Here is a 15,996-nt window from a genome sequence, read left to right on the forward strand (position 1 = left end):
CCCGCGGAGCGGGATATGCCTCGGCAAGCCGAGGCATAGAGCGCGCTGTGCGCAAGCGCACAGCGAATTCCCCCGCAAGCGGGGAAATTGAATTCCGCAAGCGGAATTCTAAAAGGCAGGCAATTCGCGCAAGCGCGAATTGTGAGCACCCGCGCAAGCGCGGATGCTCAGGCTGGCAGTAAGGGGGGTGTGTCATGCGCGGGACTGTGTAGGGTTTGGGATTCCCAGCCACCACCTCCGCAACGGAAGTGACGGACCATCGGCCTGATGGGGTGCCGGCCCACCGCAGTGACGGGCTCCGCTGCGCTCCACCCGAACCCCTCCCCTGCCGTCCAACCCACCCTGACATGCTCACCAATACCCCGCCAGCATACCGAACGAACCGCGCGTGTGGGGCGAGATTCAGTCAGGCACCAGCCTACAAGGCGAACCTATTTCGTGAGTGATGCATCACGAGTGCTGACTGTGTAGAGTCTGGTACTAGACACCGCCACCCCGGCCCCCGACTCCACCACGCCGGACTTTCCTTTCTGATTGGCGCGCTACATTCCGAAAGAAGGAGCTACTTCCCGTGGTCATGAAGAAAAGCGATCTGCGCGCACACCAGATTGAGACTGTTGACGCCATTCGGCGTGGTCTCGACGTACCTCCCGGAGGAATTCCGGCCAACGGTCTGCGTGGACAAGTGATTTCCGCGTGCGGCACCGGAAAGACCATCACTGCCGCATTCGCTGCTCGCGAGATGCTTCCGAAGGGGCGCATTCTCGTGCTGGTGCCGACCCTGGATCTTCTGACGCAAACGGTCAGGGAGTGGCACCGGGTCGGGCACAGGGGGCCGGCGGTTGCCGTGTGTTCGCTCCAGGACGACCCGGAGCTGTGGAGCCTGAAGGTGCGCTCCACCACAAATCCCGTGCAGCTGTCGCTGTGGCACGGGGCGGGGCCGGTGACCATCTACGCGACGTACGCCAGCCTGGGCGTCTTGGCCGAGGCGTTCGAGGGTGCTTACGGCCAGAAACTGGCACCGGTGGACCTGGCCGTGGTCGATGAGGCCCACCGGACTTCGGGCTCGATGGGCAAGGCGTGGGCGGACATCCACGACCAGGCCGTCATCCCCGCGTACCGCCGGCTGTACCTGACGGCCACTCCGCGGATCTGGGAAGAGCGGCTCAACCGCGAGGTCGCGGAGGGGGCGCGCGACCCGCTGCCACGCGAGATGGCGGCCTCCATGGACGACAAGAAGGTATTCGGCCCCGTCCTCTACAAGCTCAGCCTGGCGTCGGGCGTCTCGCGCGGGTTGCTGGCGCGGTACCAGATCATCGTCCTGGAGCTCCAGGACCCGGTCGTCACGCCGGAGCGGCTGATGGGCGAGGACCGGCGCACCGAGGAGGTGCGCGGGCAGCGGCTCGGGGCTCTCCAGGCCGCGCTCCTGCACACGATGGCGCAGCACAACCTCAGCACGTGCATCACCTTCCATCACCGGACGATAGAGGCACAGGCGTACGCGGAGGGCCTGGAGGCGGTGGCGGCGAAGCTGCATGCGGATCAGCCCGAGACGTACCCGAAGCGGATCTGGGCGGACTGGCTGTGCGGCGAGCACGTCCCCGAGCGCCGGCGGGAGGTCCTGGGCGGCTTCGGTACGACGGCGCGGCGGGCCGTGCTCTCCAACTGCAGGGTGTTGGGTGAGGGCGTCGACATCAGGGCCGTCGACAGCGTCGCCCTGATGGACCCCAAGGGCGCGCCGCACGACATCGTCCAGGCCATCGGCCGGGCTCTCCGTCAAAAGCCCGGTGAGGGTAAGCTCGCTTCTCTGATCGTGCCGGTATTTCTCCAGCCGGGAGAAAAGCCGGAGGGCATGTTCACCTCGGGATCGTACCGGCCCTTGGTGAAGGTCCTTGAAGGTCTGCGCGCTCACGACGAAGAGGCAATCGAATTACTGGCAATCCCGCAAGAGCCTCAGAAGGACGTCGCACAGCCCTCCGAGTACATCGGTCCACCGCCCGAGGAAGGCGAGGCAGAAAGCCGTCTTCTGCTCCGCTTTGCCGCTCCGCACGACCCCGTGATGGTCGCGGACTGGGTGTCCTTCAACGTGATCGACACCGAGAAGCAGGACTGGGCGCGCGGCTGGGCGAAGCTCAAGCAGTTCACCGAGCGTGAGGGCCACGCCCGAGTCCCGTACGGACACAAGGAGGGAGCAACTCCCCTTGGGCAGTGGGTCGCTGAACAGCGACGGGCCTACGGGGCGGGGCAGATGACCGGCCTGCGCGCGAAGCGGCTGGAGAAGCTGGGCATGGTCTGGTCGGTCGCCGATGAGCGGTTCCAGGAGAACCTTCAGGCCGCCAAGGCGTACTACGACGAGCACTGGACGCTGTGCGCGCCGAGGACGGCAACGATGCTGGACCGGCCGGTGGGGCAGTGGCTGTCCAACCTCCGCCGCCCGGGGGCGCTCGCCGACAAGCCGGAGTGGGAAGCCGCGTTGAAGGAGATCGACGAAGACTGGAACCCGTCGTGGCCGGCCGAGTGGCAACGGCACTTCGCGGTGGTGCGGGAGATGCTCGCGGAGGAGACCATCCTCGCCTACGTCGAACCGGGCGTCACCGTGCACGGGATGGACATCGGCAAATGGCTGGCCAAGCAGAGGAAACCCGAGGTGTGGGCGGCCCTGTCCGACGGGCAGCGCGAGCGCCTGGAAGCCTTCGGCATCCTCCCGCACGCCCCAGAGCCGGAACCACCCGCGAAACCGTCCACGACGCCCGTGAGCGCCTTCGAGCGAGGCGTAACGGCCCTCGCCCAGTACAAGGCCCGCACAGGCTCCCTGACCGTCCCCAGAGCCCACGTCGAGCAGTTGGAGGACGGCACCGAAGTCCGCCTCGGGGTGTTCCTGTCGAACAGCAAGAACCGCCGGGCCAAGCTGACGGCCGACAAGCTCCAGGTGCTGGCCGGCCTCGGACTGGAGTGGGCGGCATCCTGACGCTGTCGGGCGGACCCCGGGCGCTGTGTGCGGCCCGAGGTCCTTCTCTGTCCCGGGCCTGCGGCATCGCACTGGAGTGCGCGTAGGCACTGGGATCCCGACCGCTCCCCCTGCGGACTACGTGGCAGCCGGGAGGGTTCCTGCATGCTGGCTCTCGCGCCGCGCCCGACGATGCGCCATCCGCCCTGTACTCACGAGAGTTCGACCTAGCTCTCATCACCGTCACGGTCCCTGTGGCAGTTGATGTCTGACCGCCTGGCGCTGATGGGCCAGCTCCGACCGGGCCCGGCGTGCGTCCCCGGAAGTCCTAGCGAATCTGACACGCTCCACCGATACCCAAGACGGACAAAGGTTGCATTCATGGATATGAGACCTGCGTGGTGGAAGGACGCCGACTCGTCGGTACAGCGTGTGTGCTGGTGGTCTTGGGGGTTGGCCGCCGTCGCTCTTGCGGTCGGCTTGTACGGCGATCAGCAGTGCTGGTGGGACGGCCGGTCCGTCGGCGCCAACCTGCTCTCCGGTCTCGCCGGATTCCTCGTCGGAGTACCAGTCGCCGTGCTCTTCCTGTCCCACCTCGCCTCACGGCAGGCACAGACGATGGGACGAGCGGCGGCGTTGAAGCAGGCGCCGGTAGTGGTCGGCCAGTTCAGGGACACACTGCTGAAAGGGTTCCCCTCGGACGCTCCCGGCGCGGCCCGAGACCGGCTCAAGGATCTGCGGACCGCGTGTAAGGCCTTGAGTTTCGCGGCGAAGCGACAGCCAGGAGTGATTCGAGCCCCGGGGTCGTCGTACCTGGCGAAGGAGATCGAGGCGGTCAACCGTGCGCTGGAGCAGGCTTTCGTCGCCAAGGCGCGGAACTCACAGCAGAAGGAGTGGTTCGCTGAGCTCAGTGCGTACTGGTGGCAACTGGAGACGGTGCTGGGGCCGCACCTCTACGACGTCGGCCTCAAGCCGGAGCAGCCGGTGCGGATCGAAGCTGCACTGACGAAACTGACAGCAGACCGCGAGACCCCATTCCTGCAGATGACAGGGGGCTTGAGCGTGTCTCCAGCCACGCTGCAGATGCTGGCCTCAGCAGTGATCAACAGCGTTGGAGCCCTGTTGTATCTACTCGATCAGCTGGACGATCTGGAAGGCATCGGCCGAGCGTCGGCACCCTGAACCATGCACCGCGCGGCCAGCCCGTTCACCTCCGTCTCGGTGAAAGCGGGCGGGGCCCGTCTCGTCCATCTGCCGAGGAAGAGCCGCTCAGGCCCCGCGCGCGGCCCGGGGTACTTCGCTGTCCCGGGTCGGCGGCATCGCACTGGAGTGTGTGTAGGCCCTGGGATCTCGGGGGCGTCCGACCGGTCATTTCCTCCAGGAGCCTTGGGGGTTGCGCTCGGGCATGTGGCTGGGGTGAGCGAGTCGGCTGTTCGCCGCTTGGGCGAGCCAGGTGGCCCATCGGTCGATGAACTCGTCCAGGTCCCCGATGACGAGGGGAGTGAACGGCCAGGCCACCTGGTGCATGCCAAGAGTCGGGCTGATGGCGGTACGTGACTCGTGGTGGGGATCGAGTGCGAAAGGCTTCGTGGTCTCCGCGACGGGGCGGAACGGCGTGCTCATGAAGGCCGTCTCGAACCACTGGTACTGGTCCTCCGTCTGCGCGTCGGCGTACCAGAGGGAGTGGCTCCGTCCGCCGTACCCGTGATGGTTGGCGGGGACCTTCAGCGAGAGGGTCGCGGAGGCGATGACGTCGAACGGCGCCGGCGTCTCAGTAGTACGCCAGACCTCAGGGGCGGTCTCCCTCGGTCCGGACAGGGTCAGCTGGGCGTCGTTGATACGGACGGTCCACCCTCCCTGCTTGCCCTTGCGGACCTCCGCGCTCGGGGCAGCGTTCGTGAGCGTCGTGAGGAAGCTGTCGGCGATGAAGGCGAAGGAGGTCGTGGCGGCCTCGAACAGGGCCTTGCGGCGGTCGGCCTCGGTGGCGTGTGCCGATGCCCGGCGGTCGTCTTCGGCTTGGCGTGCGACGGCGCCCTGGTTGGCCTCCGCGAGCGCGGCCAGCCCGCCGGAGAGTGCGGCGGCGGGGATCTGCCCCAACCGGGCGAGCACGTTGCCGGCCGCAGGGCGCGCCTGGGGCGCCTTGTAGAGGCATTCCGTGATCAGCGCGGCCAGGAGCGGGGGTGCGGTAGTGAGCGGTGGCGGGGTTCCGTGCAGGTGCTGCTCCTGGTAGTCGTGCTCGGCCGGTCCAGTGAAGGGTCTCGTGCCCTCCAAGAGCTCGTAGGCCAGAACGCCCAAGGCGTAGATGTCGGTCGCACCGGTGGCCCGCTGGAACTTCCAGACCTCGGGTGCCATGTACGGCAGGCTTCCCGCGCCCTTGTAGGTGTGCTGGGCTGTGGTCGCTTCGGCATAGCGGGCGATACCGAAGTCGGCCAGGCACCAGCGGCCACCGAGCAGCAGGATGTTCTCCGGCTTCAGGTCGCGGTGGACGATCTCGCGGTCCTTGAGGTCGGCGAGTGCTTCGGCGACATCGGAAAGGACGGCGACCGCCTCGTTGAGGGGAAGCCGGCCGTGGTCCAGGAGGTGGGCGCGCAGGGACTTCTCGGCGCGGGGCATCACCAGCACCCACTGGTCTTCGTGCTCGCCGCTGTCGACGACCGGCACCACGTTGCGGACGCCGTCCAGGTCGGTGAACAGCATCTCGCGCTCGGCGCCCGGAGCCTTGGGCACGAGCTTCACCGCCGCCTTCTCGCCCGCGGCGTTCTCCGCCTCGAACACGGCGCCGAAGCCGCCATCCCCGATGCGGGCGCCGACGACCCACTCGTTGTTCAGTGCCAGTCTCATGGTGCGCGTTGTCTCCATCGTCAACTGCTGTCCCGTGAGGACGGATTCGCCCTGCTTCCATGGTCTCAGGCCCCACTGACACACGGCGGGCTGATCCTCCGGGGCTCGTGCCGTCTCATGGAGCGCCATCAGAGGATCACTCCTCGTCGGTCAGGGCCTTCGCGAACTCCTCTTCGGAGTCCAGAGAGCGGAGAAAAGGACCGAGGAGTCTGCGAGTCACCGTGCCCTGCGCGTCGCGCAGCTCAGCAAGGGTGGCGCCGGTGCTCTCCTCGTAGGTGTCGGCGCTGTACCTGTGATTACTGGCGAAGATGGACGGCTGGCTCCATCGACGTCGGCCACGGAGCCGGTTGGCTCCGACGGCCACCGCCCAGTTCCCCTGGTAGCCCACGTCCTCAGAGATCAGGCGGATCAGCTCCAGCATGTGCCGGGTGAAGACGACAGCGGCGACATCGAAGATGACCTGCTCCACCTCACCTGGCAACTCGTACGGCCTGGAGGTGCCCTCAGAAAGGCGGGTCATGAGCAGCCGCAGCCCTCCATCCTCGAAGAGCTGAAGCTCGACGACGGACTCATCAGAGGAACGGCCTTCCGGGGTGTAAACACGGCCGGCTCCGAGCCCCGAGGAGCTGAGAGCCACTCCCCTCGCGCGACGGTAACCCTGGTGGGCGGAAGAAAGATCAGGACTGAATCCCCCGGAAAGCGCTGCCCGGGTACGGGGGGCTTCCAGGGCACGCTGGATCAGCGTGCGCAGGCGCTGGTTCCAGTCCCGGGCGCCGGTGATGGGCAGGCACATGTCCCGTCGTCCGGCGGTGGGCTGAGCGACCAGGAAGATATGGGACTGGGCTCCGACGTCGCGCAGCGGGTCTTCCTCCATCTCCTTGCCCAGCAGGGCGAGGGTGTCCGCCTCGGTGTTGCGTCGCCGTGTATGGAGGGCGACGACTTCGGCGTCGCCCATCTGGTACTTCGTCTTGTCGCCGCGGCCGAAGTACCGGTTGTCGACCATGTGCGGTGCGACGGGGCTGGCCGGGATGTGGACGATGAGGTACCCGGTGCCGTCGTCGGCCACCGCGCTGATCTCCTCGGTGAGGATGGTCAGGGGCGGGTCGGGGATGGTGCGGGCCACCTGCTCGATCTTCTCCGGCAGCCCGTTCAGGGGCTGGGGAGCGAGTTCGAAGGTGCGGCTCTCCTTGTTCTCCTGCACGCCGATGATCAGGGTGCCGCCGTCGACGGCGAACGACGCGAGGTCGCGCGCCAGCTCCTTGTTGTCGCCCTTGCTATTCGGGGCCTTCTTCAGGTCCAGGTGGTGGCTTTCCTCGAACAGGCCGCCGTCGACCGCGGCCTGGAGGCCGGCCTCAGTCTTCGGCATCCACCGGGGATTGTCGGAGGAGAGGTAGATCGACGTCACTGTGGCTCCCGCTTCCCGTGATCCAAGGCCCAGCACGGGCCGTAACCCAAGGGGCTGAGCGCCAAGGGTACGGAGCGGGTCCGACAACGGACCTTCTGTTTTCCGGGACGCCGTGGGGGTGCCCACTGCGCCGTGGGCACCCCCTCTCCGTCCGCTGGGCGGGGTCGGGACGTCTCGGTCTTCTCATCGCCGGCCTGCGCGGCGACTTCGGCGTCCGTCAGGTGCAGCACCCGAGTGGGATGGACGGTGCCGTCTTGCGCGACGTGTACGCGGCCTGGGTGCCTGCTGGGCTTCGAGCATGTGAGACGGTTCCTCCTGCCGCCCGGTGAGCGTCTCGCCGCCCGGCACCACGAAGGCGGCGAGGTAGCGCGCCTGCGTCCGGCAGTCCCCGCCGCGTGGATCCATGACCGCCTTCTTGGGGACAGCTACCGTGCTGTGCCGATGCGCGGAAGGTGTCACTGGGATCGCAGCGAGCTGGTCGTTTGCGTCTCATGAAGCAAGCTGGTTGTCACCAATGAGGCAGGCTGCTTGTCACCTGCGCACCGTCGCCTTTCGTCCTACCGTCAAGGTGTGACCAGCTACGCCACGGCCCTGGACTCCCATGCCCAGCGTGAACCATCCTTCGGTGACGACTACGTTCGCGGACTCGTCGGCGTGGGCGACGTTCATGCTGTCGAGTGGCCTGACCCCCAAGGTAGATCCTGGGACGAGACGGAAACGATGTGCGGTCGGCCGACGCGGGGGATGGAACAACAGGAGCACGCCAACCCCGCTCAATGGCCCCAGCCCAGGTGGACCAGCAAGGCTTGCGATGCGTGCAGTAGAGATGTGTAGGCCTGTCGTGCGTACCGAGTGAAGTTCGGGTCGCCCCTGCAATCTTGGTGACAATGAGTCTGCCTTTGTGGCAACTATCGCGCTTCGGCTCACATGCTTCGGCACATAGGCAGCAGCGCATGTCCTTCTCAGAATGAAACGTCGAAGTAGTCGATGTCGGTGAAGGCGACCTCGAGGCCCGAGGCGCGCTGTCCGCCGTCCTTGAAATACACCTCCTGCAGTCCTTCGGCGACGATGTCACGCATCTGCTGGTCGGTGGCGCCCTGTTGCTGGGCGTCGAACAGGCGGCGGGCGTAGGCCGGGGGGAGCTGGACGGTCAGGCGGCGCATCCGGCCGTCGTCGGTGGTGCCGATCGGCGCGGTATAGCCGAAGCGGGCCCGGGTCTCCACGGTGATGCCAGCGCTCGTGGCGGCCTGCTTGCGGCGGCGCCCTCGGACCTTCGGCTGCCAGCGGGCACGGACGGCCGCCTCGATCCGGTCGGCGATGGGCTTGGGCGGGTGTTTGCGCTCGCCGGTGCGGTAGCGCTCCACCGATCGCTGACTGACCCCGATCTCGGCCGCGACAGCCTTGGTGGTCTTCATCTGCCCCACCAGGAAGTTGATACGGGCTTTGAGGCCCTTGGGTGGCTCGCGGGTGAACGCCTCCTGGTCGGCCCGCTCGATAGCGTCCTCGATCTCCCCCACCGGTCAGCTCCCGTCCGTGAACGGGCTGTGGCCGTAACGCTGGGGGATCAAGCGGGCGGCTGCAGCCGGGGCGAGGTCCACGACCAGGCGCTCGCCCACGCCGGAGGCCGTGGTGGCGTCGGGTGAGAGGTAGCCGAGGCTGCGCAGCTCGCCGACCGCTTTACGGAAGGCGTCGCGGCCTTCGGCGGCCAGGCGTTCGTCGCGGGTGGGGGAGACCAGTTCGCTGACCGTGGGCTCCTGTCCGGGGGTGTAGCCGGTGGCGAGTTCGGCCAGGACGCCGCGGGCGCGCCAGGTCAGGCGCATATCCCGCATCGCCCGTGCGAACAGCACCGGGTCATGGGTGGGCGGTGCGTTAGGAACGGGCCACTGCGGGGGCAGGACGTCGGGGGTGTTCATCAGGTACGGCTCCTTCGGTGCGGTTCAGCGTCCGCGCCGGCCTGGGGCTGGGACGGTCCTGCCGGTGTCGATGGCCACGGTTCTACTCGCCTTCGTCGAAGACGGCGTCGCCGCCCTTGATGTGGCGGGCGGGGTTGAGACCCTGCTCCATCAGGTCGACCGCCCACAGCATCGACTGGACGCCTTCCAGCTTCGCCAGGCCGGGGGTGGGACCGAGGCGGAAGCCGCCGGGCTGGGGCTTGCCGGAGGCCGCGTAGGGGAGGAAGTCGAGCGGGCTGTCGCCGGGGCTCGGGTAGACGACGCAGTCGGACAGTACGGCGAGCGGGTACAGGCCCGTCATCTTGGCCATGTTGCCCAGCTTGCGGTGCATGTTGACCCGGGCCTTGGAGATGACGGCGGCGCGGATGTCGGGGCGCCAGGTCGGGCGTTCCAGGGCCGGCCACCGGTCCCCGTCCTTGTAGTTCTTGCCCTGGGGGCGCTCGCGGAGCTTGCCGACGCCGCCCTTGACCGTGGCCTTGATGGCGGACAGGACGGCGGTCAGGGCCGGGTCGACTTGCTTGTGCCGCTCCATCGCGGCGAGGAACTCCGTGTCGGTGAGGTCCTTGGTGACGCCGAGGTCGGCGAGGGTGTCGACGTAGGCGGTCTTGAGGCGGTCGTGCCACGGGTCCAGGTAGGCGCCGGTCTCGCGGCGCAGGTACGCCTCGATCGGGTGGACGTTGTAGCCGAGCTCCTGGACGTAGGCGACGGTGTGCGTCTGATACCAGGCCGGGCCGGTGGGGCGGGTGCCGTCCGGGGTGAACGGCGAGGGCAGGCGCGGGTCCAGCTCGATGTGGGACAGGTCGACCAGCCAGCTGCCAGGGATCTTCGGGTTGAACTTCGGGGCGTGGAAGTGGTCGGGGGCGGACAGGCCGACGGCCAGGCGGGCTGCGGCGGCGAGGAACGCGGTGTTGAGGTCCAGGCCGACCGCGAAGGGCAGCGTGCACTCCTCGTCGGTAAGCAGGTTCACCGGCCGCACCCACTGGTAGGCCTCTTCGTTGAGGAAGCCGCCGGTCCAGCCGGAGTTCACGACGACGGGGTGCTCCAGGGTGGCCTCTGGCGGCGCCGGGTCCGTCGGTTCCGTCCCCAGCGAGCCCGGGTTGTGGCCCGAGACCCAGTTCCCGGTCGCTTCGTCCCGCACGGCGCGCGTAGGCGGGCGCAGCGCCGTCATCAGCTCCAGCCCGGAGACGGCGGTGGAGCCGCGCGGGGTGATAACGCGCTGGGCGTAGACGCCGAGGACGCGGGCAATGTCGGCCGGCTCCATCTCGGCCACGCCGGGCCAGGACCGCTCATCGAGGGCGTCCCACGACAGGATCGCCAGCTGCACGCACTGCCGCTCGCGGCCCTGCGCCTTGCGGTAGATACGCGCCCACGGGCCGAACCCGCGCTGGGTGAGCTGCCACTTCGCCTTCGCGACCTGCTTGACGACCGAATGGTCCTCCGGGAGGCGCAGGGAGCGGCGCTGCTCGTGGCCCTGAAGGCGCTCCGGCAGTCCGAGCCTCACCGCGGCCGAGGCGGTGAGCACAATCAGCGGGTCGCTGTCCTTGCCGTGGCGGTTGAGCTTCGCGGCACCGAGGCCGGACTCCTTGATGGTCCACTCCACCAGCTCCGGCACCGTCGTAGCCGGGCAGTCCAGCACGATCCCATCGACGCCGTACGCGGACCCGTCGCCGTCCAGGACGGCGAGGGGACCGTGCGGGAACCGGAGGTCGGTCGCGGACTTCACGGCCTTCTTCAACGCCGGGCGGCGCGACGTCGCGGCCGGACGCGCGGGACGCTCGGGCGCGGCCTGGACGGCCGGGGCCTCCACGGGCGCGGTGGTCTCCGTTTCGGTGGCCTCGGGTGCGACCGGGCCGGTGAACGTCTCCGGTACCTCCGGCTGCGGCACAGCCACCGGGGCCGGGGCGGGCGCGGTGGCGGGAGTGCCGTGGGCAGGGTACTTCGCCGCCCAGCCGTTCAGCAGCCGCTGGTACGCCGAAAGGCGCGGCTCCTTCGGCTCGCTCCTGCCGTTCTCGTAGTTCTTCACCGTCTGCGTCGACGTCTTCAACGCGACCGCGAGGCGGGCCTGGGTGATGCCGGCAGCCTCCCGCAGCCGGGCGCGCTCCGCCGGGGGCGGGAGCTGCGGCTCCTCCTCCAGCAAGGCGTCGACCGACGCGAACAGCTCTTCCTCGGTCGCCATACGGCTCCACCTCCGCCCCGAAGACTAGCAGAATACCCCCAATATTTAACTCATTTTTTAACCCATGTCTGGGATGAAACCGAGCGGGAGAATGATGCTCACAACGCGCACCGTGTCCAGCGGAAGTGAGTGAAGTCCGACCCCGGGGACGGCGATGGTTAGTGTGCCCTGAAGTGGTTATCGCGCCTGGGAGTGCAGTCCGCTGGCGAGGTTGTCCTGGGCGATGTCGTCTCGCTCAGCCAATGTGAGCCACCGGGCGGATGAGCCGGCGGTGGTCCGCTCCACCCACAGCACATCGTCAACGGCCTCGGCGACGGCGTGCAGGTGGCTGATCACCATTACCAGACGGTCACCGCCGACCTGGGCGCGCAGTACCTCCAGTGCCAGGTCCAAGGCGGTGGTGTCGAGGGCGGCGAAGCCCTCGTCGAGGAAGAGGGAGCCGAGAGTCGGCCCGCTGCGGGAGTGCAGTTCGGCAAGCGCCAGGGCCAAGGCGAGGGACGCCATAAACTTCTCTCCTCCTGACAAGCGATTCGGATGGTGGGCGACCCCGGAGCTGCGGCTGATGATGTCGAAGTCGTCTGCGAAACCGAATCGACCGTCAGACATCTGCCCGAGCAGGTCGCTGGCGACGCCGAGCAATGCGCGGGTTCGCAGCGTGGTGAGGTGGCCCAAGAACTTGGCGTCAACCAGTTCGCGGCGTAGTACCTCGAGGGCTTCATAGCGGGCTTCGCCTGCGGTGATGGCGAAGTCCAGGTCAGCGGCCGGCTTGATCAGGTCCTGTGCTTCTCGCTGTTTGCACCGCTGGTCTTCGGCTTCTTTGATTGCCTGCGCGGCTGCGGCAACGAGGGGGTGAAGTGATTTGGGTGTGGTCAGGTCGGCTGAGGCGTCGAAGCCGTCGATGTCGGCGAGTGCGGCTGCATGCTCGCCGAGACGGCTTTCGACGGCGGCTGCGCGTTCTGTCGCCGCGGCGGCTCGCTCGGTGAGTTTGTCGCCGAGTGCCGAGGTTGTCGTCAAGAGGGTGGCGGCGTAGTGGCGGACCTCGGCGATCGCCGGCTGGGTGGGAGCTGCTGGCAGCGCTAGGAGGTCAGCCTCATCGAGATGTGTGCTGGCCTGGACGGCGGCCTGGGCCCACACGTCCAGGCTGTCACGCAGTTTCTCCAGGGGGCGTTCAAGGCGGGCTCGGGTGTCGTGGTCGAGCGTGCGCTGATCGGCGAGCACCGCGGTCTTCTCCGCTCGGCTTGCTTCCCTCTGGTCGAGCAGCTCTTCGAGTCCGGTCTGCCGGGCAGTGACGGCTGTGGTGGCGGCGTCCGTCTGTGCGGTGGCGACGCCGATCGGGTCCTGCGGCAGCATCGCCCGGATGCGCGCGGGAAGCATGCCGATGTCGGCGGCGGTCCTTGCCACGGCCCGGGCGTGGCGCTCGTGGGCTGCGGATGCGTCTTTGGTGTCGCGGTGGTGCGCTTTCGTGCGTTCTGCCAGTGATTTACGGTCTGCTTCGATCCCGGCGGTACGGCGGTGCTCTTCATCCTTCAGCTGCTCGGCGTGCGCGGTGGCCGTGTGTTCGCAGGCGGAGACGGCGTCGGTGATCGCCGCTGTGTCCTGCTCAGGATGTGCGGCGCCGGGAGTGGTCAGGGCCGTAGTGGCTGCGGTCAGCCTTGCTGAGGCCGATGTGGCGTCGAAGTCCGTGCCTGCTTCGGCGGCCTGGGCCGCAAGGCTCCGGAAGGCTCGTACCGCCTTCTCGGTGTTCTCCTGCGCCGTCCGCTGTGCGCTTTTGTGCTCGTGGTCGCGTTCGAGTACCGCTTGGTCGGCCATGGTCACGGCGGCACGGGCTTCGGCGCGCAGGTCGCCGGCCCTGTCGTGTGCGCCCTTGGCCTGCTCTCGTTGCGTGTTCGCCTCGGCCAGCTCATCCGCGTCGGCCGGTGCGGGGTGGAAGTCGGCCGGGAGCTGTCGGCGGCATACAGGGCAGTCGTCGCCGGGGTGAAGTTCGGCGGCGATCGCAGCTACCTTTTTCCGCAACCGCAGCGCCTCCAGGTGTGTCTCGGCCGCGATGAGATCTTTGTGGGCCGCAGATGCCTCGTCCTCCACCGGGCCGAGATCTTTGTGGGCGGATTCCTGCCGACCCACTGCGGTGGTGTGGGCGCGCGCGGTGTCAGCGACGCGCCGGGCCGCCGAGAGGGCCGCGTCCAACGCGGTGCGGACAGCTGTGCTGTGCGTACGGATCTGCTTGCTGGTCTCGGCGGCGGCACGGGCTTCCTCTGCCGTCGCTTCGACGTGTGCGGCCCGTTCGGCAAGTTCCGCTTCCGCCGTGGCGATGGCATCGCGTTCGTCGTCGAGTTGTGTGGTGAGGGAGACCAGCCGGTCGCGTTCGCCTCGGTGTTCCTCGGCGGTTTCTGCGAGGGTCTTCAGGAGCAGTGCGGCCTGGGCAAGGGCGTCCCGGCCTTCTCCTTGTCTCTCCGCCGCGATGATCGCTCCGGTCAGTTCCTCTTCCCTGGCCCCAGCCTGCTCGGCACGCCGGTCGAGGAGATCGCGCCGTGTGGTGAGGTCGGTGGCGGCGCACTCGAGCGTGTCGAGGACGGTGCCGGCGTCGGTCACCTGGCGCGCTGCCAGGCTCTGACAAGCGCTGGTGGCTGCCGCCGCGGTGTCCCTCCCTTGCAAGATCTCTTCCTGCAGCGCCGTGATGCGGACGACGGCGGTGTTCAGGCGTTCGGCCTGGGCTGTGGCCGCGTCGGCGGCCGCTCCGGCTGCGGCGGCCGTCTCCCGCGGGTTGTCCGGCATGGGGGCCCGTTTGGCTTTCGCATCGCCCAGGAGTTGCTGGAGCGTGCGGCCGTGGCGGGCGGCCAGGTTCCGCACTGCTTCCAGTGACTCGGCACCGAACAGCTCACGGAGCCGTTCGCTGCGCTCCTTGGGAGCGGCGGTGAGGAGCTGATCGAACTTGCCCTGCGGGAGCAGCCCGACCCTCAGGAAGGTGTCATAGCTCATCTGCAGCACCGTCTTGATGCGGTTGTCGACGGCCGTGGCGCCGTCGGTCTCCTCACCGGTGTCCAGGTTTTTCAGGTGGTGCCGGCCCGCGTTCGGGTTGGTGGCGTGCATGGTGCGGTGGACACGCCAGTTCTGCCCGTCGTGTACGAAGGTGAGTTCGACGCTCATGGCCTGTGCGCCGTCGGCGATGAGCTGCCGGGGTTCCTTGGCGTCCCAGGAGCTTTTGCGGAACAGGGCGTAGACGATGGCGTCGAGCATGCTGCTCTTGCCGGCGCCGGTGTTGCCGAGCGCGGCGACCAGGCTCTTGCCGGTGAAGTCGACGGTGACCGGGGTGGGGTAGCTGCGGAGTCCGATGATGGAGAGTGTCAGGGGTTTCATCGCGTTGTCTTCGCTCCGGAAGTGTCGATGCCGGGCAGCAGGCCTGAGCGGTCGATGGTGTCGAGGGGTTGGCCGGCGATGGCCGCGGTCAGCAGATTCTCCTCGCAGCACGGGGCGGGATCGTCTGGGTCGGGTTCGGCCTGCAGATGGGCGAGGGCTGCCATGGCACGGTCCAGGGCCAGGCCGGTGGTGCCGCGGCCGGGCAGGTAGTCGCGCAACAGGTCTTCGACATCGGGGAGTTCTCCGGTGGAGGCCTCCCGGTCCAGTACACGGTCGGCTGCCCCGGTGCGGCGTTCGTCGATGTCGACGAGCGTCGCCTGCGGCATCATCTTGGCGAGGGTGTCCGGCAAAAAGGGGTTGGAGACCTCCACGTTCACCACCGCCTTCACCCAGGCGTCTCCGACACGGCTGGCGCGTTGCGTGATCTCCTCCAAGGTGCCTTCCAGCCGGATCAGACGGCGGCCGGCGGTCAGCGGCACGAAGTCGATGCGGGGCTCGACGCCCGGGCCGACCTCGGCCAGCACCACGCCCTTGGTGTCGCCCCTCTCGCCGAAGTCCATCTGCAGCGGGCTGCCCGCGTAGTGGGCCGGGAAGCCGGCACGGCCGACGGACTGCTGCTTGTGGATGTGGCCGAGGGCGCCGTAGGCAACCTCGGGCAGGTCAGCGGCGGCGGCTGCGTACTCGGCGGCGAGGGAGATCTTCCGCTCCGAGTGGGAAGGGGTGGCCCCTTCGACGAACAGGTGGGCGGCGAAGATCAGGACGTCCCGTGCGCCGCGGCCCGCGGCCAGGCGGCGGTACACGTCGGCCTGGACGATGCGTATCCGCTCGGTGTAGGCCGCGGTTGTCATGCCGGGGTCGGCGAAGTCGTAGGTGAACCGGTTGGGGTGCAGGTACGGCAGCGCGCCGATGCGCAGTGTCAGCTCCCCGCCTCTGGTGGGGTATTCGGCCACGAGCAGCCCGTCGGGGCGGGCGTCGGTGGCGAAGCGGACCCTGGCCTCGTCCCCTTCGCGGGTTCCCATGTCGCTCAGCATGAACTTCAGGAACGCCAGGACGTAGGTGGTGTCGTGGTTGCCGGCGACGACGACCACGGGCGCGATCTCGCCGAGGCGGCGCAGTGCCTGCGCCGCACGGCGCAGGTCGTCCAGGCCCGGTCGGGAGCTGTCGAACAGGTCGCCGCTGTGCACGATCAGGTCGGGGGCGAAATCGGCGGCGATGTCGATGATCTCGTCCAGGACGGCGTCAACTTCGGTGTCACGCCGGTAGCGGCCGATCTGGCGGCCCAGATGCCAGTCGGAGGTGTGGAACACGCGTCCCGTCACGG

9 protein-coding genes are annotated in these 15,996 nt (G+C 68.3%); 2 read left to right on the plus strand and 7 right to left on the minus strand.

What is annotated here, in order from left to right; all coding sequences use genetic code 11:
• Positions 1 to 577: 577 nt before the first annotated feature.
• Together ACFYYH_RS13170 and ACFYYH_RS13175 are read left to right on the plus strand one after the other, a co-directional pair.
• Positions 578 to 2,968 carry a Helicase associated domain protein gene (locus ACFYYH_RS13170; RefSeq protein WP_388550437.1) on the plus strand — a complete coding sequence of 797 codons (2,391 nt, stop codon included), beginning with the start codon at positions 578 to 580 and terminating at the stop codon, positions 2,966 to 2,968.
• A gap of 360 nt (positions 2,969 to 3,328) precedes the next feature.
• Positions 3,329 to 4,129, plus strand: a complete 801-nt coding sequence (locus ACFYYH_RS13175; RefSeq protein ID WP_388549721.1) for a hypothetical protein — start codon at positions 3,329 to 3,331, stop codon at positions 4,127 to 4,129.
• 186 nt (positions 4,130 to 4,315) lie between these two features.
• On the opposite strand, the gene ACFYYH_RS13180 is transcribed toward ACFYYH_RS13175, so the two are convergent.
• The 7 genes from ACFYYH_RS13180 to ACFYYH_RS13210 form a co-directional block, all read right to left on the minus strand.
• On the minus strand, positions 4,316 to 5,788 hold the full coding sequence (locus tag ACFYYH_RS13180; RefSeq protein ID WP_388549723.1) for a serine/threonine protein kinase: 1,473 nt from the start codon (positions 5,786 to 5,788) through the stop codon (positions 4,316 to 4,318).
• Positions 5,789 to 5,924: 136 nt separating this feature from the next.
• Complete coding sequence (locus ACFYYH_RS13185) at positions 5,925 to 7,154, minus strand: helix-turn-helix domain-containing protein (protein WP_388549724.1); 1,230 nt, start codon at positions 7,152 to 7,154, stop codon at positions 5,925 to 5,927.
• Positions 7,155 to 8,155: 1,001 nt separating this feature from the next.
• Positions 8,156 to 8,710: a telomere-protecting terminal protein Tpg gene (tpg, locus tag ACFYYH_RS13190; RefSeq protein WP_388549726.1), complete on the minus strand. Its 555-nt coding sequence runs from the start codon at positions 8,708 to 8,710 to the stop codon at positions 8,156 to 8,158.
• A 3-nt stretch (positions 8,711 to 8,713) separates the two neighbouring features.
• Positions 8,714 to 9,106 (minus strand): hypothetical protein, encoded by a 393-nt coding sequence (locus ACFYYH_RS13195; protein ID WP_388549729.1) that lies wholly within the window; start codon positions 9,104 to 9,106, stop codon positions 8,714 to 8,716.
• Positions 9,107 to 9,188: 82 nt separating this feature from the next.
• Positions 9,189 to 11,321: a telomere-associated protein Tap gene (gene tap / locus ACFYYH_RS13200; RefSeq protein ID WP_388549731.1), complete on the minus strand. Its 2,133-nt coding sequence runs from the start codon at positions 11,319 to 11,321 to the stop codon at positions 9,189 to 9,191.
• 177 nt (positions 11,322 to 11,498) lie between these two features.
• Positions 11,499 to 14,675 carry an AAA family ATPase gene (locus tag ACFYYH_RS13205; protein ID WP_388549733.1) on the minus strand — a complete coding sequence of 1,059 codons (3,177 nt, stop codon included), beginning with the start codon at positions 14,673 to 14,675 and terminating at the stop codon, positions 11,499 to 11,501.
• Positions 14,672 to 15,994 (minus strand): exonuclease SbcCD subunit D, encoded by a 1,323-nt coding sequence (locus tag ACFYYH_RS13210; protein WP_388549735.1) that lies wholly within the window; start codon positions 15,992 to 15,994, stop codon positions 14,672 to 14,674. The genes ACFYYH_RS13205 and ACFYYH_RS13210 overlap by 4 nt, the downstream gene beginning before the upstream one ends.
• Between the last annotated feature and the right edge of the window lie 2 nt (positions 15,995 to 15,996).

Source organism: Streptomyces sp. NPDC002018, assembly GCF_042890865.1.
Classification (GTDB): Bacteria; Actinomycetota; Actinomycetes; order Streptomycetales; family Streptomycetaceae; genus Streptomyces.